General features: G+C 44.5%; 21 protein-coding genes. 14 read left to right on the plus strand and 7 right to left on the minus strand.

All coding sequences use genetic code 11. The features are described 5' to 3' along the window. Positions 1-57: 57 nt before the first annotated feature. From ACYTXU_RS01125 to ACYTXU_RS01135, 3 genes are all read left to right on the plus strand, one after another. Positions 58-1,359 (plus strand): adenylosuccinate synthase, encoded by a 1,302-nt coding sequence (locus ACYTXU_RS01125; protein ID WP_462207717.1) that lies wholly within the window; start codon positions 58-60, stop codon positions 1,357-1,359. 74 nt (positions 1,360-1,433) lie between these two features. Further along, positions 1,434-2,606 (plus strand): DUF418 domain-containing protein, encoded by a 1,173-nt coding sequence (locus ACYTXU_RS01130; protein WP_462207719.1) that lies wholly within the window; start codon positions 1,434-1,436, stop codon positions 2,604-2,606. Further along, entirely contained in the window at positions 2,606-2,827 is a 222-nt protein-coding gene (locus ACYTXU_RS01135) for a DUF1653 domain-containing protein (protein ID WP_462207720.1), read from the plus strand. The genes ACYTXU_RS01130 and ACYTXU_RS01135 overlap by 1 nt, the downstream gene beginning before the upstream one ends. 283 nt (positions 2,828-3,110) lie before the next feature. On the opposite strand, the gene ACYTXU_RS01140 is transcribed toward ACYTXU_RS01135, so the two are convergent. From ACYTXU_RS01140 to ACYTXU_RS01170, 7 genes are all read right to left on the minus strand, one after another. After that, positions 3,111-3,914, minus strand: a complete 804-nt coding sequence (locus ACYTXU_RS01140) for a DODA-type extradiol aromatic ring-opening family dioxygenase (protein ID WP_462207721.1) — start codon at positions 3,912-3,914, stop codon at positions 3,111-3,113. A gap of 102 nt (positions 3,915-4,016) precedes the next feature. Then, positions 4,017-4,685, minus strand: a complete 669-nt coding sequence (locus ACYTXU_RS01145; protein WP_462207723.1) for an alpha/beta fold hydrolase — start codon at positions 4,683-4,685, stop codon at positions 4,017-4,019. Then, complete coding sequence (locus ACYTXU_RS01150) at positions 4,682-5,074, minus strand: DoxX-like family protein (RefSeq protein WP_462207724.1); 393 nt, start codon at positions 5,072-5,074, stop codon at positions 4,682-4,684. The genes ACYTXU_RS01145 and ACYTXU_RS01150 overlap by 4 nt, the downstream gene beginning before the upstream one ends. Positions 5,075-5,082: 8 nt before the next feature. Further along, positions 5,083-5,556 carry a DUF2269 family protein gene (locus ACYTXU_RS01155; RefSeq protein ID WP_462207725.1) on the minus strand — a complete coding sequence of 158 codons (474 nt, stop codon included), beginning with the start codon at positions 5,554-5,556 and terminating at the stop codon, positions 5,083-5,085. Beyond that, a complete protein-coding gene (locus tag ACYTXU_RS01160; protein WP_462207727.1) occupies positions 5,549-6,670 on the minus strand; it encodes a saccharopine dehydrogenase family protein in 1,122 nt (373 codons plus the stop codon). Before ACYTXU_RS01160 ends, ACYTXU_RS01155 begins: the two co-directional genes overlap by 8 nt. A 70-nt stretch (positions 6,671-6,740) precedes the next feature. Continuing rightward, entirely contained in the window at positions 6,741-7,310 is a 570-nt protein-coding gene (gene efpL / locus ACYTXU_RS01165; protein WP_462207729.1) for an elongation factor P-like protein EfpL, read from the minus strand. 922 nt (positions 7,311-8,232) lie between these two features. Then, positions 8,233-9,723, minus strand: a complete 1,491-nt coding sequence (locus ACYTXU_RS01170) for a S10 family peptidase (protein WP_462207730.1) — start codon at positions 9,721-9,723, stop codon at positions 8,233-8,235. Positions 9,724-9,935: 212 nt separating this feature from the next. Between ACYTXU_RS01170 and ACYTXU_RS01175 the strand changes: the two genes are divergently transcribed. From ACYTXU_RS01175 to ACYTXU_RS01225, 11 genes are all read left to right on the plus strand, one after another. After that, positions 9,936-10,430, plus strand: coding sequence for a hypothetical protein (locus tag ACYTXU_RS01175; RefSeq protein ID WP_462207732.1), 495 nt, complete (start codon positions 9,936-9,938; stop codon positions 10,428-10,430). Positions 10,431-10,884: 454 nt separating this feature from the next. Next, a complete protein-coding gene (ccoN, locus tag ACYTXU_RS01180; RefSeq protein ID WP_462209338.1) occupies positions 10,885-12,315 on the plus strand; it encodes a cytochrome-c oxidase, cbb3-type subunit I in 1,431 nt (476 codons plus the stop codon). 12 nt (positions 12,316-12,327) lie between these two features. Continuing rightward, positions 12,328-12,951, plus strand: coding sequence for a cytochrome-c oxidase, cbb3-type subunit II (gene ccoO, locus ACYTXU_RS01185; protein ID WP_462207733.1), 624 nt, complete (start codon positions 12,328-12,330; stop codon positions 12,949-12,951). Next, entirely contained in the window at positions 12,951-13,139 is a 189-nt protein-coding gene (locus ACYTXU_RS01190) for a cbb3-type cytochrome oxidase subunit 3 (protein ID WP_462207734.1), read from the plus strand. The genes ccoO and ACYTXU_RS01190 overlap by 1 nt, the downstream gene beginning before the upstream one ends. Beyond that, positions 13,132-14,046, plus strand: coding sequence for a cytochrome-c oxidase, cbb3-type subunit III (gene ccoP / locus ACYTXU_RS01195; protein WP_462207736.1), 915 nt, complete (start codon positions 13,132-13,134; stop codon positions 14,044-14,046). Before ACYTXU_RS01190 ends, ccoP begins: the two co-directional genes overlap by 8 nt. A 51-nt stretch (positions 14,047-14,097) precedes the next feature. Next, positions 14,098-15,507, plus strand: a complete 1,410-nt coding sequence (gene ccoG / locus ACYTXU_RS01200; protein WP_462207738.1) for a cytochrome c oxidase accessory protein CcoG — start codon at positions 14,098-14,100, stop codon at positions 15,505-15,507. A gap of 15 nt (positions 15,508-15,522) precedes the next feature. Continuing rightward, a complete protein-coding gene (locus ACYTXU_RS01205) occupies positions 15,523-16,035 on the plus strand; it encodes a FixH family protein (RefSeq protein WP_462207739.1) in 513 nt (170 codons plus the stop codon). A 1-nt stretch (position 16,036) separates the two neighbouring features. Further along, entirely contained in the window at positions 16,037-18,472 is a 2,436-nt protein-coding gene (locus ACYTXU_RS01210; protein WP_462207741.1) for a heavy metal translocating P-type ATPase, read from the plus strand. A gap of 2 nt (positions 18,473-18,474) precedes the next feature. Next, positions 18,475-18,711 carry a cbb3-type cytochrome oxidase assembly protein CcoS gene (gene ccoS, locus ACYTXU_RS01215; protein WP_462207742.1) on the plus strand — a complete coding sequence of 79 codons (237 nt, stop codon included), beginning with the start codon at positions 18,475-18,477 and terminating at the stop codon, positions 18,709-18,711. Then, the gene (locus ACYTXU_RS01220; RefSeq protein ID WP_462207744.1) at positions 18,708-19,448 is read left to right on the plus strand and encodes a sulfite exporter TauE/SafE family protein; all 741 of its coding nucleotides are present in this window, start codon (positions 18,708-18,710) and stop codon (positions 19,446-19,448) included. The genes ccoS and ACYTXU_RS01220 overlap by 4 nt, the downstream gene beginning before the upstream one ends. 289 nt (positions 19,449-19,737) lie before the next feature. After that, complete coding sequence (locus ACYTXU_RS01225) at positions 19,738-20,745, plus strand: N-acetylornithine carbamoyltransferase (protein ID WP_462207745.1); 1,008 nt, start codon at positions 19,738-19,740, stop codon at positions 20,743-20,745. Positions 20,746-20,760: the final 15 nt, after the last annotated feature.

Consider the following 20,760-nt stretch of genomic DNA (forward strand, 5'->3'; position numbering starts at 1 on the left):
CTGTCCTTTTTCGTGGCAATAAACCGATCAATCTACTAAGTAGAGAAAGAGTTAAAAATGGCACAAAGCGTTGTGGTACTAGGCACCCAATGGGGTGACGAAGGTAAAGGTAAAATCGTTGACTTGTTGACTGAACAGGCGAGCGCAGTGGTGCGCTACCAGGGCGGTCATAATGCAGGTCATACATTGGTCATCAAAGGTGAGAAAACCGTGCTTCATTTGATTCCATCAGGAATCTTGAATGACGGTGTGATGTGTTACATCGGAAACGGTGTGGTGCTTGCTCCAGATGCCTTACGCAAGGAAATGGATATGTTGCTCGAGCGAAATGTGCCAGTTATGGAACGTTTGCGTGTCAGCCCAGCCTGTCCTTTAATTCTTCCTTACCACGTAGCCTTGGATAATGCGCGTGAAGCATCGCGCGATGCGCAAAAGAAAATCGGTACTACCGGTCGTGGTATCGGTCCAGCCTATGAAGATAAGGTGTCGCGTCGAGGCTTGCGAGTTGAAGATTTGTTTGACCTTCCTCGCCTGGAAGAAAAATTACGCGACATTATGAAGTTACATAACTTCGTTTTAACCGAATACTACAAAGCCGATGCTATCGACTTTGATGAAACATTAGCCTTGTGCAAAGAATACGCTGAATGGTTGAAGCCGATGGTTTCAGACGTACCAGCAATTCTTGCGGATATGCGTCGCGCAGGTAAAAAGTTAATGTTTGAAGGTGCGCAAGGTACTTTGCTGGATATTGACCACGGTACTTATCCTTTCGTAACTTCATCCAACACTACTGCTGGTGGTGTTGCTACCGGTGCTGGTGTTGGTCCTCGTCATATTGATTATGTGTTGGGTATCACCAAAGCCTACACCACGCGTGTTGGTGGCGGCCCATTTCCAACCGAATTGTTCGATGATACTGGCAAGCATTTAGCTAAAGTCGGTAATGAATTTGGTGCAACCACTGGACGTCCACGTCGCTGCGGTTGGTTAGATGCGGTAGCACTAAAGCGTGCGGTTGATATTAACAGTGTGTCCGGTCTTTGCATGACTAAGCTGGATGTACTGGATGGTCTTGAGACGGTTAAAATCGCAGTGGAATATAACTGCCCAGTTAATGGCATTATGTACAATACACCAAGCTGCGCTGAAGACTATGAGCGTTTAAAGCCGGTCTATATTGAGTTGCCAGGTTGGTCAGAAACAACCTTTGGCGCTAAGTCATTAGATGACTTACCGAAAAATGCCATCGACTTCATTGCTAAAGTAGAAGAATTAGTTGGCGTTCCTGTCGATATAATTTCAACCGGCCCAGACCGCGTTGAAACGATAATTAAGCGTCATCCTTTCGAAGCTTAATAAGAAAAAAACCTAAAGCGACCTGCGGGTCGCTTTTTTTATGAGCTAATAATTAATAAAAAGAAGGAATCATTATGTTTCTTACTAGCAATGGCAGAATTGCGAGTCTCGACTTAATGCGGGGTGTGGTTATTCTGATGATACTGGTCATCAACATTAACTATTTTTCTACCCCAAGTTTGTTGCGCTATAACCCATTGGCATTTGCAGAGTTTTCTAGTGTCGACAAATGGGTCTGGCTTTTTGAGTATGCATTCGTAAAGCAACGTTTTATGACTATGCTGGCGATTTTGTACGGTGCTGGTATTGTTCTGTTTACTAATAAATATATTAAACAGGGTGTCTCGCCGACTAAGCCATTTATTTTACGCTCACTGTTACTGGTCATATTTGGCTTGATTCATGCTTACCTTATCTGGGATGGCGATATCCTGGTGGCTTATGCTCTCAGTGGATTAATCGTATATTGGCTCCGTAACCTCAAGCCGGTGTTATTGATTAGTATGGGTTTTATTTTAGCCTTTGGCGCTACCGCTCCTGACATGTATGCGGCGGTGATGGCGATTGTTAACCCACCAGAAACAAGCCCTTATTGGTTTGCAGATGCCGAAACTCAAGAACAAATGCTCGCGGCTTATCAAGGCTCCTGGTGGCAGTTAACGCCTGAACGTGTTGAAAGGGCGATCAGCCGTCAGAGCTGGGACTTTCTATACTTTACGCTTTGGCGTTGTTCGGGCTTAATGATGATCGGTATGGGGCTGATTAAAACAGGATTTTTTAGCGGAGAGCGCAATCATAAGATGATTATGTGGTGGTGTTTGCTGATAGGTGTTCCTGTTTCGGCGATAACCGCATGGCTCTATATTGACTCAGGTTTTTCCTATCAATTCTTTATGAGTTACTTATCCGTAAGCTTTTATATCGGCGGGCTGGTGCTGGCCATGGCTTATCTGTGCTTATTTGTTGTTTGGTCGCAATCAAGTTTCGCTCAGGGCCTACAAAAATTGATGACACAAGTGGGGCGCATGGCTTTCACTCTGTACATTATGCAAAGCATTATTTGCAGTTTTATTTTTTATGGCTATGGGCTGGATATGTATGGCAAAGTATCGCGTAGCGAACTGGTTTTAGTGACATTAGCAATCTGGGCTGTGCAGATATTGTTTGTAAAGTTATGGTTTAACTATTTTAAGCAAGGCCCGCTGGAAACGCTATGGCGAAAGGGCTACAGCTGGGGGCAAAGTTAATGAGTAAAGATTTACTGAAAGGTACTTATAAGCATTACAAAGGCAAACTCTACGAAGTGTTGGATGTGGCGCGGCATTCAGAAACTCTGGAATACTTCGTAGTCTATAAAACCCTGTATGGTGATTTCGATACCTGGGTTCGCCCTTTGGAAATGTTTACTGAGACTGTCGAAGTTGATGGTGTTGAGGTTAAGCGTTTTAAGTTAGTTGAAGAAAGATAGGCAATTAAAACTGTCTTACTTAATCTGTAGGTAGGGCAATGGTAGGTTGGCGATGTACCCCTAGGGGTACATCGCCAACCTACGAGTTTACTTATGCGCTCCTCAAAGAATTATTTCTTATTCATCCCCTAAAGGGATTCCCTTTGGTCACACATTTTGATTGCTATATTTTATACGTGACTTAGCTCAATATAAGGGGGGATTGGTGCTATCTGTGACAATTGTTAAGACTGTTAATGTCAATAGTTTAAATTAGCTTTGAGCAGCTCTATATCATTGAAACCTAGCCCCAAACAAAACAACTGGCCAGTTTACCCATCACATCAAAGCTTAATCTCCTGTCAGCTGCTTTTTGGGCTAATCCATAACACACATGCAAAGGTATCAGGTGTTCTTCGCGAGGGTGGCAATAGAGGGCGCCGGGTGCATTTTGCCATTCCATCAATCGTTCAGCGCGTTCAAATTCATGCAATGAAGCACCCATACAAGTTTCGGTTAACCACGCATCGAAAGACTCATTCAATAGTCGAGATTGTTGATCGGAAGCACCAAAAAAGGCCTTTAAGTTGTGGAACGAGAAGCCGGAGCCAACGATTAATATATTCTCGGACAAAAGAGATCTGAGTGCGCGACCTAATTTTATGTGTTCCTCAGCATCCAGGCCATTGAGCAATGACACTTGCACGGTTGGAATATCGGCTTCGGGATACATGATCTTAAGGGGAACAAAAACCCCATGATCGAAGCCACGATTATCTTCCATGTGGCAGGCTATTTTCTTGGGAGCCAGCAGCGATTGAATTTTGGCAGCTAGTTCTGGGTTGCCAGCTACAGGATATTGAATCTGACAGGATTCTTCGGGAAACCCATAATAATCGTAGTAAAGCGAAGGTTTTGCACTGGAAATTATGCTGACTTCAGACTCTTCCCAGTGAGCACTGAAAACAATAATAGCTTCAGGTTTGGGTAACTCTTTGGCTAATGATTGCAGGCTCGCCACCATTTGCTGGTGTGCTGAGTCACCGAGCAGCGGTAAAGGGCCTCCGCCATGCGAAAGAAATACAATCGTTGCTTTCTGCTCAGCCATATTAAATCCGTTAATCAACTTACAATGTATGTTAAGTCCATGGTAGCTGATAAAAGAGAGGAGGGACTATAACCCAACGCACATAGTCACTGTGCGCTAATATTATAACTGAAGATATTTATGAATGAGTTGTGACATAGTTTCAGGTTGTGTTTGGAGAAGCATGTGGGTTGCCTCGACTACCTCAACCTGTAAATTTCTGCAGAGTTCTTCAAACGCTTTGACGTTATAAGCACTAACCAGATTATCCATCGTCCCCTGAATATAGACACAAGGTATATCAATAGGCTGAGTCGGTTTTGGATGAGTAGCAATAGTTTTAAGACGTTGTTTCAGGTTTGGAAAATTCACTGACTCAACCGCTTTGCGAAAAAGAGCAATTAACTCAGGCGATGACCAGCGGTTAAATAGAATGTGTGAAAGTAGCTTGTCCGGAATAATATTCAAGAGGCGAACCGGAAGAAAACGCCCAATCTTGCCAATCAAACTAGGCGGCTGCAGGAAGCAACCAAAGAAAAAGATTTGCTTAATGCTGACTTTATTGCGTCTCGCCAGTTCATAGGCCAGCAACCCCGAATAAGACTCAACAATTAAAACAACCTCTTCATCTCCCACCGCATCCTCAATAATCGAAACCTGATTCAAAATACTCTGATCAGAATCCTTGGTCAGCGGTATTACCTCGACCGGCACATCGGCTATGAAGATCTCAACAAAAGGCTCGAATAAAATGCCAGTGCCATCAACACCAGGAAGTAGAATGATTTTCATAACGCTTTCTCATTGGAAGAATCGCCGGTCATGTAGTGAAGAATTAAGATTAGCATAATTATGGGAAGATTTTTGCTTACTGGGCCAAAAGGGTGCAGCCAGTAGGAGGGCTCTATGATAGTCAGCAGGATGGTATAACTTGTTATAACCACAATTTGCATGACATAACATAGCTTCATTTGTTTATTACTCAGTAGCCAGAGCCCTAAGCCAATATCTAAAACGGCACCACTGTAAATTAAAGTGCGAGTGATAGAGTCACTAAAGCCAAAATTAATGAGAAGCTCATAACCCGTTTTATAATCAAAATAGATAGAAGTTAACCCTGTGAATATCCAGAGAAGGGCTAGCGAGTAACGCGCTAAAGTGAGTAATGTATGGTCCTTCATGTGCTTAATCATATGATTGGGAATGGCTTAAAGACCATAATATAAAGTAACGCTAAAATAGCAAGGAATGCTGGGATGCCAAGGCTGATCCACCAGTTCATATATTGATTGAACTTGGCGGTAAGCTTGCCTTGGGACATTGAGGTTTTTGCTTGCGCAAACAGTAAATATTGAATCCGGATGACAGGAACCCAACAAGCCCCGATAAAAGCAAACAGACCAATGACCCAATAGAACCAGGTCGATGTGTAAGAGTAATTGAGTTTTTCCATCAATAATAAACCGGTCACAAACTGAGTAATCACCGCCGGAAAGGTAAATAGCCAGTCTCCCAAGATAACATTCCTGGCTGTCACTGTTATCGCGCTAATATTTTTGGAGCGATAGGCCATGAACATAAAGAATGCAATTCCTGCGCCAATGCCCATGACCACTATTGCAGATAGTATGTGCAGTAATCTTAGTAGAAAGTAGCTATCCAATAGTCTGCTCCCTGATTTGAAGTTCTAGTAGATTTGCGTAGGGGTGAAATTCATCAAGAGTATAAAGCCCCAGGCAAGGCATGGCACCTCGAATATCCAGCTGATCGTTTACCAATTTTTTTGCAATGATAATAGCAGACAGAGTGGGTATATAAGGGCCAACACCTTTATCAGCAGTGAGAGTCCATTTAATTGTTCTCGGCTTGAGTCGTAGATCTTTCCCTTCAATGAGGACTCGCATATAACCTCGGTCGGTACCAAATGATTTTAATAAGTTGCTGGTTTTCATGATTGGCTTGGTCAGAGGCGCCCAGTTCTTGATGATCTTCTTTTTTACGAGCCATGCCATAAATACCATAGTTTGGTGTAGCAGCTTAAGCTCAAGGCCAGCCTGAAATTTTACTGTCTCGGTTACTGAATATCTTTTGGGGAAAAGTTCTAAATCGGGCACATCCACATTGGCCAGTGGGCGTATCTCATCGCCATCATTAAAGTTGATTTTGCGTGAGTCCATCCAGCCATAGGCATTTACCCATTGGCTATTTTTAAACACAGGGAAAGGGTGTCCGGTGTAGGAAAGAATGCCGCGAATAGTAGCTTCGCCTCTTTCGGCTTTGTTGCCAGGTGCAATGGATATATCAATAGTATCGATTTGCGAAAACTCGGAGCGATAATGGTCAAGAATAACCGATGACAAACCCGGTACAGAGCTGGCACCGCTAACAGCTAATACATGGTTATTATTTGCTTTGATATTGAGCTGTGTAATATCACACACGAATCGTCGGTCATCAGCCAGGTCAATGTAGTGCGCACCTATATCAATACAGACTTCTGGTACATGGTAATCTTGTCCTTGAAACGGCCCGCTGGTATGAATGACTAAGAATGGGGCTAATGCTTGTAGCTGTTTCTGGAAGTTGGTGCTGCTTATATCAATGGCTAAAGGCAATAACTCTGCATTTGACTGGCTCGAAAGCTGGTTTATAAGATGTCGGGCTTTTTGTATATTTCTTCCAGCAACGTAGATAACAATATCGGTTAGTTGAGAAAGCTCCTCAACGATACGCTTACCAAAATTACCATAGCCACCAAGAACAACAATTTTCTTCATTAGAAATCATGAGTATCAAATGTGTAGAGTCATCCTACACTAGTTAAAGCTGGAATAAAAAAGCGCGGAATTAATCCGCGCGGCTCATGAATTTCTTTTCTTCGACGTTGATTTTAACTTTCTCGCCATTGGCGATGTATTCTGGAACCTGAATGGTTAAACCGGTGGCGAAAGTGGCTGGTTTGGTGCGAGCAGTGGCTGAGGCACCTTTGATTGAAGGGTCGGTTTGCTCGATGACCATTTCAACTGACTGCGGAAGTTCTAGGCCAATCACTTTGTCGTTGACCTGTACGACACGCAAGTCTTCGATGTCTTCTGTGATGAAGAGTAACTCGTCTTCGATGTCTTCTTTGTTGAAGGTGTACTGACTGTAGTCTTCGCTATCCATAAAAATAACACTGTCGCCTTCGCTGTAGGAGAAAGTGGCAGCGCGTTTGGTTAGATCAACGGTAGTGATCTGGTCGTCACCTTTGAAACGTTCTTCGACCTTTAAGCCAGTTTGAACGTCGGTGAAACGCATTTTGTACAAGGTTGCAGCGCCGCGTGCGCTAGGGCTACTGACTTCAATATTTTTTACAACCAACAATTTACCATTGTATTCAACTGCCATGTTGCGTTTGATATCACTTGCTTTTGCCATGATGAACTCTCGATATATAGAGGTTAAAAATTGGGCATATTGTATGAGGATGAAGGTAAATTGGGAATAGGGTATAAGGAAATAAATGAGGATGGTAGGTTAAGACAGAGTTAGGGGCGACCCAAAGTGGTCGCCCAAGATCCTGAATAACTCGTGCGCTGGCCCATAGGCACTATTCCTACCAAGATAGGTTCGAAACAACACCGTTACACCGGGCGTTATAGGATGGGTTAGCTCTTTGTGCGTAGCCCATCGTTTGCTTGATTGATGGGTTACGGCTACCGCCTAACCCATCCTATAAATTCTAAACAGATAGGTAGGGGCTACCCAGTGTGGTCGCCCAAGATCCTGAATCTAGTTCAGGATGACAAATAGTTAGGTGGAGTGGTATAGGATGGGTTAGCTCTTTGAGCGTAACCCATCGCTTGCTTTGATTGATGGGTTACGGCTACCGCTACCGCCCATCCTATGAATCGGAAACGAATAGGCCAGGGTTTGGTAGGGGCAACCCAGTGGTATAGGATGGGTTAGCTCTTTGAGCGCAACCCATCGTTTGCTTGATTGATGGGTTACGGCTACCGCCTAACCCATCCTATAAATTCTAAACAGATAGGTAGGGGCGACCCAGTGTGGTTACCCAAGATCCTGAGCCACTCGCGCGCTGGCACATAGGCACTACCCCTACCAAGATAGGTTCGAAACAACACCATTACATCGGGCGTTATAGGATGGGTTAGCTCTTTGAGCGTAACCCATCGTTTGCTTGATTGATGGGTTACGGCTGATTCTGGGTCTGCCCCATTGGGTAAACCCATCCTATGAGCTATGGAGATTTCCGCTAACCAAATTTCAGGATGACAGCTTGTTAGGTAGGGGCGGACCTGTGTGTCCGCCCGATTGTTACCCTTAAAGGATAAGCGGCTTACAGCGACTTTTTAAAGAACTCGGTCAAATCTTTCTTTAACTTGATCAAATCATGCTCACGGATATACATCATATGGCCTGATTCGTAGTAGTACATGTGCACATTGTCTTTGAGCTGTTTGGGTAAGCCCATGTGCGAGAAGGTGTACTCGGTGGCGAAGAAAGGTGTCGCAAAATCATAGTAACCATTACCCACATAAACCTGCATGTCCGGGTTTCGAAGCATGGCTGCGGTCAGCTTGTCGCTTATGTCGCGATTCTGGCGATAAAAATCTTCGTAGTTCCAACTTTTCACACCGCCACCCAAAATATAATAAGGAAGGTCTGACTTATAATTCAGTTCAGTGGAAAGATAAGTCATCAGGTTTTCGGTATAGGTGCCGTGAATCGCCATGTAGCTTGGGTCGCGGTAACCGGCTTTGTTCAAGGCATCCAGTTCAGGGGTTGTGAAACGGCTGTCCAGACGACCAATAGTCTCGCCTTCTGCGCGTTTAATATTGTGCACAAAGTCATTCAGAGAAATGCGTAAATCTTTCTCCATCACCAGATCAACTGACAGACCGGTCAACTCAGCCACTCGCTCAGCAATGGCGCGCTTTTTGCGCGGCTCAAGATTATCGCCCTGCAATAAAGCCAATGCATATTCGTTTAGAGCAAACTCTTTGGCCTGCTCAATAGCATTTTGCAAATTGGCATCCAGAGGCGCTTTCAATTTTTTGTGATACCAGGCGGCTGCGGTGTAGCTCGGTAACATGGTTACCGGCGGTAACAAATCCATCTGATCATTAAAATCATCCAGCTGGAAATTGAGCACGCTGGAAACCAGCATGATGCCATTAAAATAAACACCGTGGTTCTGACCCATGTGGTAGGCGATACCGGCAGAACGAGTGGTGCCGTAACTTTCACCAATCAAAAACTTTGGCGAGCTCCAACGCTCGTTGCGCGTCATATACAGACGAATAAACTCAGAGACTGTCGAAATGTCTTCCCAGACGCCATGAAAATCTTTATCAGTGCCTTTGTCGTGCGCGCGGCTGTAGCCAGTGCCAACTGGGTCGATAAAGACGATATCGGTTAAATCTAGCAATGAATATTCATTGTCCACCATCTCAAACGGCGGTTTTAAGGGGAAACCCTCTTTATCCATCACCACACGTTTAGGACCAAGCGTTCCCATATGCAACCAGACTGATGCTGAGCCAGGGCCGCCGTTGTAGGCAAAGGTAATTGGACGGTTTTTTGCTTTGGCACCTTTTTGAGTGTAGGCAGTGAAGAAAATCGAGCCGATCACTTCATTTTTATCGTTGTACACAAACGAATTACCGGTCTCGGCCTTGTAGTTGATGGTTTTACCGCCAACCCTGGTCGAATGTTCGGTAACTACCGTTTTCTCTTCCGGATAAGGATTCGGCGCCTCAGACTTTTCCTCAGCGGCTAATGCGCTGAAAGATAAGGTCACGCTGAGTAAAAGGACTGCTAACTTCATAGAAATTCCCCAAGTAACAACAATGAAAAAAACTTAACTCCACAGCCTAGCAATATTAGGCGATTGAGCAAGCAGGGATTTGTAAGAAATGTTATCGGACTTGGGTTATGGAAAGAGTTGAGGAGCCCGTAACCTTTCAATTTATTGATTGAAGCAATATACTCAGAAAAATTTTAATAACTTAAAACTCAACAATATAAAAGGGATAAAACATGAAACCAATTCATTATCTGGGGTTAGTGGTTCGACTTTTTGCAATTTGGCTGTTTATTTCTGGACTAGTAAGGGCCATTGATTTTTTTACCGTTAATTTGAGTGGAATGGCTTCTTCGATGCCAAGCTTCGTTTCAATGATAATTATGCTAATACCTATTATCGTTTCAGTGTATCTCTGGTTTTTTCCTTTAACAGTTGCTCATAATTTATTGGGCAAGGAAGATAAGGAGTTTGAGCCGGTTAATCCCAAAAGCTTGTTAACAATCTTTGTTGCATCAATTGGGTTGTTCTTTTTGTACAAAGCACTAATGGGGTTCATATTCTGGCTTGGGTTCTACGTGGTGCCTTCAAATGAGTCATCTTCACTTGTGATGATGTTTGCTGATGACAAAGTGGGAGTATTATCAACTCTTGTTGAGCTGGCTGTTGCACTATTACTGGTCGTTAAATGTCGCTCTATTGCTCAGTTGATGGCGCGTATTGCCCGTTAATCGATTTCTTACTCTCTGAGTCAATCCCGCTATTTTCTATAAAATCTCCTCAACAAAATAGCGGGATGATAATCATTTCTATTAGCTCCGATAATTTCCTAAATATAATCAATTACATTTAACTCCTTCCATTCTTCTCCTGTGGATAGTGGCTTTGTAAAAATGCCAATAGAATACTTTTTATACTAAAATCTTAATGTTATGCTGATTTTTGATGGTGATAACGCTTAGGGATGTATCTTATGTTTGAGTGACTTTTTAGGTTCATATGTGAATCAGGTGGGGAGAAAATGTCGCTTTATAGTTATTGCCTATCACTTCATATATGAATTAAAAGGGACCATTCTGGGTTCGCTTGATCCAGATCAAGTATTCAATATCGGTCCTTCCTTATGATCACTTTGCTAAAACACCCTGAGTTTATGTAAGTCCTTGGTTTATAAGGAAGGTTATGATGAGTGAGCTTAAAAAAGATAATTATAACTATAAGGTCATAAGGCAATTTGCCATTATGTCTGTAGTTTGGGGAATTGTCGGCATGGCGGTTGGGGTTTTAATCGCTGCCCAGTTGATGTTCCCAGCATTGAATTTTGATACCTCCTGGCTGTCTTTTGGCCGTCTCCGTCCTCTGCACACTAACGCCGTTGTTTTTGCGTTCGGTGGTTGCGTGTTGATGGCAACGTCACTGCATTGTGTTCAGCGAACCAGTTACGCGCGTCTGATCAGCGATAAGCTGGCGGCGTTCGTATTCTGGGGCTGGCAGCTGGTGATTGTGTTGGCGGCGATTACGTTGCCAATGGGGTTAACCTCTACTAAAGAATATGCTGAACTTGAGTGGCCAATCGATATCTTAATCGCTATCGTCTGGATTGCTTATGCAGTGCTCTTCTTCGGTACTATCATGAAGCGTAAGGTATCGCACATTTATGTGGCGAACTGGTTCTTTGGCGCATTCATCATTACTATTGCGGTGTTACACATTGTGAACAGCGCCGCACTGCCGATTGACTGGACTTCATGGAAGTCTTACTCAGTTTACTCAGGTGCGATTGATGCCATGGTTCAGTGGTGGTATGGCCATAACGCGGTGGGCTTCTATCTGACAGCAGGTTTCCTGGGCATCATGTACTACTATGTACCGAAGCAGGCAGGGCGTCCGATTTACTCCTACCGTCTGTCGATTGTTCACTTCTGGGCATTGATTGCGATTTATATGTGGGCCGGTCCTCACCACTTGCATTACAGCTCATTGCCTGACTGGGCTCAGTCATTAGGTATGGTCTTCTCCTTGATTCTGCTTGCTCCATCATGGGGTGGCATGATCAACGGTATCATGACTTTATCCGGTGCATGGCATAAGCTTCGCACTGACCCAATCATCAAATTCCTGATCGTTTCTCTTTCCTTCTACGGTATGTCGACTTTTGAAGGTCCTATGATGTCTATCAAGACAGTGAACGCTTTATCGCATAACACTGACTGGACAGTGGGCCACGTTCACGCTGGCGCATTAGGTTGGGTGGCGATGGTTTCGATTGGTGCACTCTACGCGATGATTCCTTCGATCTTCGGTAAAGAGAAGATGCACAGCATCAGCTTAATCAATATGCACTTCTGGTTGTCGACGATCGGGGTGGTGCTCTACATCGCAGCGATGTGGATTGCCGGTGTGACTCAAGGCCTGATGTGGCGCGCAACTAACTCTGACGGTACTTTGACTTATACCTTCGTACAGAGTTTAGAAGCCACTTATCCTTACTATGGTATTCGTTTACTCGGCGGCATCATCTTCCTGGCCGGTATGTTCGTAATGGCATACAACGTGATGAAGACAATTTCTGGCGCAAAAAATGCGGATACTCGTATCCCACAACCGGCGCACTAGGAGGGCACACAGATGAATCACGATAAAATCGAAAAGAATATTGGCTTAATGGGTATTCTCATTGTAGTGGCGATCAGCTTTGGTGGCCTCGCTGAAATCGTACCCTTGTTTTTCCTTAAAGACACTACGCAACCTATTTCAACTTTACGTCCTTATACGGCGCTTGAGTTGGAAGGCCGTGATATTTATATCCGAGAAGGTTGTCACGTATGTCATACCCAGATGGTGCGTCCATTCCGCGCAGAAACCGAGCGCTATGGTCACTACTCAGTAGCGGGCGAAGATGTTTATGAGTTTCCATTTTTATGGGGCTCAAAGCGTACCGGCCCAGACCTGGCGCGAGTCGGCGGACGTTATTCGGATGAATGGCACTATGTTCATTTGATGAACCCTCGTGACCCGGTTCCGGAATCGAACATGCCTTCTTTCCCATGGCTGGATGAGAACATTCTTGATGGCGAGAAAACTGCCGCCAAGATGGAAACCATGCGCACGTTAGGTGTTCCTTATACGGACGAAGAAATTGCTAACGCCAAAGATCAGGTTGCAGGCGAAAAAGAAATGACTGCCTTGATTGCCTATTTGCAGTCGCTTGGCCATGAGCATGGCACAGTAAAAGATTCAGGAGGTGAGTAATGGATATTAATATTTTCCGTGGTGTTATGACCCTGATTATTATGCTGCTGTTTATCGGCCTTTGTATTTGGGTTTATTCGAAAAAACGTAAGCCAATGTATGAAGATGCAGCGCGTATGGCTTTGGATGAGGATGATAGAGATTCTGGTTCAGCCAGCAATCGTAAAGAGGCGGTGACTCATGAGTGATGCACTAAGTTTTTATATTATTCTGATCGTTGCTATCAATATTCTTGGTTGCGCAGCCTTATTATTCTTCACCCGCAAAAAGAAGCAAAGTGGCGAGCACGGCAAAACGACTGGCCATGTTTATGATGGTATTGAAGAGTACGACAATCCGCTACCACGCTGGTGGTTGTGGATGTTCTACATCACTATCGTGTTTGCGATTGTTTATCTGATTCTGTATCCGGGCTTAGGTAAGTTCCAGGGCGTATTAGGCTGGTCGCAAATTGGTCAATACGAAGAAGAAGTGGCTGAAGCAGACGCCAAATATATGCCGCTCTTTGAAAAGTATGCGGCCATGTCTGTAAAAGATTTGCAGAATGAACCTGAAGCTTTGCAAATGGGACAATCCATTTTTGCGAATACCTGTTTCGGTTGTCATGGTGCGGATGGTCGTGGCGGTATCGGCTTCCCTAATCTGACCGATGATGATTGGCTATATGGCGGTACGCCTGACGACATCATGTACTCAATTATGGAAGGTCGTAAAGGCGCCATGCCTGCCTGGGGCGGTGCGTTAGGTGAAGACGGTGTTTCACAGGTAGTTCATTATATTTTAAGCGAGAACGAAGTGGAGCGTACTTTCAAGCCAAACTTAGTGGATGAAGGTAAAACGAAATATGAAGCTATGTGTGCTGCATGCCACGGTAAAGATTTGAGTGGTAACACAGCTATGGGTGCTCCGAACCTGAAAGATACAACTTGGTTGCATGGCGGTTCCATTAGCATGATCAAAGATGTTATTGAAAATGGTATTCAGGCCAATATGCCAGCCCACGATAAAATTTTGGGTAAAGAAAAAGCGCACCTTGTTACTGCGTATGTGTACAGCTTGTCTCACGCAGATGATGAGAAGAAACAACAAAAGTAACAACAAAAGTAACAACCAATATTGGTCCAAACATTAATACAGGTTTGAGCAATGAGTGAACAACAAGATACGTATGTCGTTGGCGACGAACAAAGTCTTTACGAAAAGCGCAAGAAAGTCTTTTCGAAGAAAGTGTCCGGACGATTTAATAATCTCCGTGTCTTGTCCGTTTGGTTATTGCTTGGCCTGTATTACGGACTGCCCTGGTTAAGTTGGAACGGTCAACAGGCCGTTCTATTTGATCTGCCTGCGCGAAAATTTCATTTGTTCGGGCTGACGTTTTTTCCACAAGATTTTATTTTCCTGACACTGTTATTAATCATCGCCGCCATGGCATTGTTCTTTTTTACTACAGTGGCGGGTCGCTTATGGTGTGGTTATGCCTGCCCACAAACCGTCTGGACCGAAGTGTTTATCTGGATGGAGCGGTTAGCGGAAGGTGATAGAAACAAGCAGCTTAAACTTGATAAACAGCGGTGGAATTTCGAAAAGATTCGTAAGCGACTATTCAAGCATAGTTTATGGATAATCTTTGCTCTTTTTACAGGTTACACCTTCGTTGGCTATTTCACGCCAATCACAGAACTCACCGATAAAATCCTGACTTTGAGTACGGGACCCTGGGAAACTTTCTGGGTATTGTTTTACAGCTTTGCAACCTGGGGCAACGCTGGCATGCTGCGTGAGCAGGTCTGTATTTATATGTGCCCTTATGCGCGCTTCCAAAGTTCAATGTTCGACAAGGATACGTTGATCATTGCCTATGATGAAGATCGTGGTGAAGATCGTGGTCCGCGTAAAAAAGACATGCCAAAAGAAGAATACCAGGCAAAAGGACTGGGCGATTGTATTGACTGCTTACAGTGCGTGCATGTTTGCCCCACCGGTATCGATATTCGTGATGGCTTGCAGTATGAATGTATTGCCTGCGCAGCCTGTATTGATGCCTGCGATGAAGTGATGGACAAGATGGGCTATGAGCCGGGACTGATCCGTTACACCACAGAAAATCGTGACAATGGCAAAGAGGTTAAGCTCATACGCGGTAAGACTATTGGTTATGGAGCCGTACTCATTTTAATGAGCCTGGTATTTGTTTTGTCGGTATGGCTGCGGACGCCTCTGGAACTGGACATTATCAAAGATCGTAACCGCTTATACTTAACCACTGCAGAAGGTTTTATCGAAAATATTTATAACTTGCGAATCGTCAATAAAGATCAGGCGGCTCATACTTATACCATTGATATAACAGGTCATTCTGAGCTTGTGTATCAGGGGCCTAAGACAGTAACTGTTGCGGCTGGTGGTGTTATGACGGTGCCTGTTCGTGTCTCAATTGACCCTTATAATTTAAGTGGCACGACTGAGAAGCTGACGGTTCGTATGCAAAGCGTGGATGATGAATCCATAGCAATTAATCAATCGACCAATTTTATTGGCCCTGTTAAAAGACGCTAATCGCGCGGAAGCTACATGAATCAAGTGCAAGATACAGATACTAAACCCTGGTATAAGCAATTTTGGCCCTGGTTTGTTATTGCCATTCCAGCCAGCTCGGTGGTGACTGGGATTTTGTTGGTCACGATTGCCGTTAACAATCCAGCAAGCATGGTTAAGGATGATTATTACAAGCAAGGCCTGGCCATCAATCAGATTCTTGAAAAGCGTCAGTTGGCGAAAGATATGGGTATTCGAGCAGATGTTGATTTAACCGGGACTCGTTTAGAGATTCTTCTGGAATCAAAACAACCTCTCAATGACAGTCTGTTTTTAGATTTCCGCCATGCCACCCTGGAAGAGCGCGACTTTTCGCTTGCCTTAAAACAAAACGCTAACGGTGTTTACTTTGCAGAGCTGACCGCAGACGGTTCCGTAAAAGATACCCAGGGCAAATGGCATGTTACTTTGCGCCCGCATGGGGACGACTGGGAACTGGAGCAAATATGGAACTTGCCCACCAAGCGTGAATTAACTCTGGGTTATTGATATGGACGCAAAAGTCCGTGGCGAGTGTTTTCACTGTGGCTTACCTATTCCAGCCAATTATCAGCAGACGCTTGAAGTGCTCAGCAAAGAACGGGAGTTTTGCTGTGTCGGTTGCTATTCAGTTGCTGAAACTATCGTTAACAATGGCTTAGTGGATTACTATCGATTTCGCACCGAACAGGCTGTTCGCCCCGACCAGGAGTTGCCGCCTGAATTAATGGCGTTTGATGAAGTCGATATTCAATCGGAGTATCTGCTGGAAGAGGGCGAGCAAATCTCGGAGAATGCTAACACTTCCTCCATCATTTTATTATCCGAATCGATTCGCTGCAGCGCTTGTGCCTGGTTGATTGAAAGAACATTAAGAAAAATCAATGGCGTCGCTGGCGTACAGGTCAATGTGGCCGCGCAAACCATTAACCTGCAATGGCAATCCGAAGTTATTGAGCTCAGCAAGGTCTTGAAGCGTTTGCATCAGCTTGGTTATGCGGCGCTTCCCTATAAACCTGAACAGGCTCTGGCCATCAACATCAAGCAGCAGAAAAGCTGGTTGCGTCGTTTGGGGCTGGCTGGTCTGGGCATGATGCAAGTGATGATGTATGCGGTAGGTTTATATCTTGGCGCATGGGATGACGTTAATCAGCAGCATGGTCACTTCTTACGTTGGGTAAGCTTTTTCATTGCAACGCCTGTGTTGTTCTATGCTGGATTCCCTTTTTATTTTAGCGCTATCCAATCATTGAGACAGTTCCGTCTGAACATGGATGTGCCGATTACCTTAGCACTGTTTTTAGCTTATGGCGCCAGTATCTGGGCAGTGATTACACAAAGCGGTGAAGTCTATTTTGATTCGGTAACCATGTTTGTCTTCTTCCTGCTGATTGGACGCTACCTGGAGTTTAGAGCACGTCAGCAGGTCAGCGAAAAAGTCTATAAAGGTCAAAACAGTTTGCCGGTCTATGCCGAAAAAATTGAGGGAAGTGTGGCTGAGGGCAAGATGGTTTCGCTGAAGAAGTTAGTGCAGGGTGATGAGATTCTGATTCGTCCCGGTGCCACCATTCCTATTGATGGTGAGTTAATTAGTGAACAGGCGGAAGTCAACGAAGCCATGCTCAACGGTGAATTTTTGCCACGCCATAAACACCAGGGACAGATGGTAATGGCTGGTAGCGTCAATACGCATCAGGCTATTCGTATTAAAGTTTCTGGCAACGCCAGCAACAGCTATTGGGCAAAACTACTGAGTATGCAGGAAGCGGCGCTGCTGGAGAAACCAAAAATTGGCTTGCTGGCCGATACGGTTGCACGTTATTTCGTGTTGTTTATTTTGCTGCTGGCAACTGTTGTCGCCTGGTATTGGTTGCGTCATGAACCGCAGGAAGCGCTGTGGATTACGCTTTCAGTGCTGGTGGTGAGTTGTCCTTGTGCTCTTGGCTTGGCTACGCCGATTGCCATGACCTGTGGTGCTCTGGCTCATAACCAGCGGAATGTACTGATTAAAGGACAGCACTTTTTACAAAATACTAGCCATATTACCGATGTTATTTTTGATAAAACAGGAACCCTGACCGAAGGGACCTTTACCGTTGACAAAATAGAGTTGTTAGCTGACCGTTCGAAGGATCAGGCATTAGCAATCATTGCAGCACTGGAAGCGCAATCTGAACATCCTATCGCGTTAGCTTTTTATCAATACCAGTCTAAAGATATTGTTGCCAATGATATCGAGCATCATTCCTTTGCCGGAGTGTCAGGAAAAATTAATGGGCAATCTTATTGGTTTGGCAACCGGCAGTTTATCGAGTCTTGTGGTTGTATTATTGAGACGTCTTCTGCTAGTGGATTGTGGCTCTATGATGGAAACAAGCTAATCGCACATATTGTGTTAACCGATAAAATTCGGGAGCAGGCCAAGTCTATGGTCGAGCAATTGAAAGACAAGGGGTATCGACTGCATATTTTAAGTGGCGATCCCAGCGAGCAAACTGAAAAGGTCGCCAAGCAGTTGGGCATTGAGCTTTGGAGTCATGCGATGCTTCCCGAGCAAAAATTATCCTATGTGAAATCATTGCAGGTTAATGGTGCGCGAGTATTGATGGTCGGCGATGGACTGAATGATGCGCCAGTGATGTCCGCTGCCGATTCGTCGATTGCTATGGCCAAGGCTTCAGATTTAACTCGTACCACAGCCGATGCTTATCTGTTGTCGGAGCACTTATTGGATATCCCTTTTGTCTTGGAGAAAAGCCGTCAAACCCAAGTGGTGATCAAGCAGAACATTAGTTGGGCGCTACTCTACAACGCGGTCATGATCCCTTTCGCTGCAATGGGTTATATTCCACCGTATCTTGCCGCCATTGGCATGTCGCTGAGCTCGATTGTGGTGGTGGTCAATTCACTGAAACTGAAACGTGAAAGCAAACAGGCTACGAATTAATTATGGATGCGATTTATTTACTGATTCCACTGACGTTAATATTTTTGGCAATTGCCGTTGGAATTTTTTTCTGGGCGGTAAATTCGGATCAGTATTCGGATCTGGATAAAGAGGCGAGTCGCATTCTCTTTGAAGAAAAAGGTTTTGAAGAAAAAGGCTCTGAAGAAAGCGGTGATGAGAATTCCAGTTCTGATCAATCAACGGAGAAAGACGATAAGCACATAGAGGACAAGTCATGATCAGCGAACAGGTTTTAACCGCTCTGGTTTCAGCCTTTGCTATGGGCTTTTTAGGCTCTACTCACTGCATTGGTATGTGCGGCGGTCTAACGGTTGCGCTCAATACTGGAACAGATAAAGAAAAGTCACTTCGCCTGTCATTCACCTATCAAATTTTTCGGGTATTGAGTTACGGTATTTTAGGTGCGCTTGCAGGAGGTTTCGGTTACCTGTTTAGCAAGTGGACCAATTTTCCGGTATTAATCGTTCTAGGCGGCATCATGTTGATCATGATGGGCTTTTATCTCCTAAGCTGGCAGAACTTGCTGATTATGTTTGAACGAATTGGCCGTAAACTGTGGAAGAAAGTATCACCGGTGCAAAGCCGTTTTGTACCCATCAAGAAATTTCACCAAGCCGCGGTAGTAGGCTTGTTATGGGGGCTGCTACCTTGCGGACTGGTCTACAGTGCGCTGGCAATGGCCAGCACCTCAGGCACAGCTGTGGGTGGCTTCGCCAGCATGGTGGCCTTTGGTTTAGGGACTTTGCCAGCGATGTTTGCGGTAGGCGTGTTCAGTAACAAGCTGGTTAATTTTTTCCGTAATCCAAAAGTTCGAGCGGTGTTTGGTCTGCTCTTTATTCTGTGGGGTAGCTTCTATATTTATCAAGCAGTTACTAAAATGTCTAACGGGCAGAATGGTCATCAGCATCATCAGATGCAGCAAGAAGTACAGACTAAAATGCACCATGCTCACTAGGCTTATGACAAAAGAATATTAGAAAAAGGTTTACACCGCGAAACTATCGTTGTAGATTTGCCTGCAATGAACAACACATTAAGTCATTTGAACCAATGAAACATACTTTAGTTTTAACAGCGCAAGTTTTAACAGAACAAGTACGACGTCGCAGCTTTCGTATTCGGAAGGCTGGGGTCTATAGCGCGTAAAAAAAGTATGTAACTAGATTTTGAAACCCAGCCAACGGCTGGGTTTTTTTATGCCTGCATAAAAACCTGCCGCTGGCTCTGAGCGTAAGGTAATTAACATGCAGCACTTTCTAACAACAGAGAATTGGTCAAAACCGGATCTGCAACAGATTCTGGACTTTGCCAAAGATCTGAAACAATCTCCAATCCAACCTTTGTTGAAAAACAAAAGCATAGCGCTGTTGTTTTTTAATCCTTCATTGCGTACCCGTACCAGTTTTGAAATTGGTATCGAACAACTTGGTGGTCACGCGGTGGTGTTACAACCCGGAAAAGATGCCTGGCCGATTGAGTTTGAACTGGGCTCAGTCATGGATGGCGAAGCTGAAGAGCATGTCAAAGAGGTGGCACAAGTTCTTTCTTCTTATTGTGATCTGATTGCAATTAGAGCCTTTCCAAAATTCATTGATTGGCAGCAAGACAAGCTGGATACACTGCTTAAAAGTTTTGCCCAGTATGCCACCGTACCTGTGATCAATATGGAAACCATTACCCACCCCTGTCAGGAGTTGGCCCATATTATGACCTTGCAGGAAAAGCTCGGCGACTTGCAGGGGAAAAAATATGTGCTGACCTGGACCTATCATCCGAAACCACTCAATACAGCAGTAGCCAATTCAGCACTCATGATCGCCAGTAAGTTTGGTATGGATGTCACCCTGCTGTGCCCGACCAAAGAGTATGTTTTAGATGAACACTATATGCAGTCCGCACAAAACAACTGTCAGCAGAACCATCAAACCTTAACCGTAACCCACAATATCGAAGAAGCCTACACCGGTGCAGAGATTGTCTATGCCAAAAGCTGGGGAGCATTGCCTTACTTTGGTCAATGGGAAAAAGAAAAGTTAATCCGCGATCAATACAAACACTTCATTGTCGATGAGCAGAAAATGGCAATAACCGACCAGGGACTATTTAGTCATTGCCTGCCGCTCAGACGTAATGTCAAAGCAACCGATGCAGTCATGGACTCTGGTTACTGCGTTGCCATTCAGGAAGCAGAAAACCGTCTGCATGTACAAAAGTCTTTAATGAATTATTTAGTTAACCATCATTCCTCGTGAATGAAGAACCATAGG

It is taken from the genome of Kangiella sp. M94 (assembly GCF_054926195.1).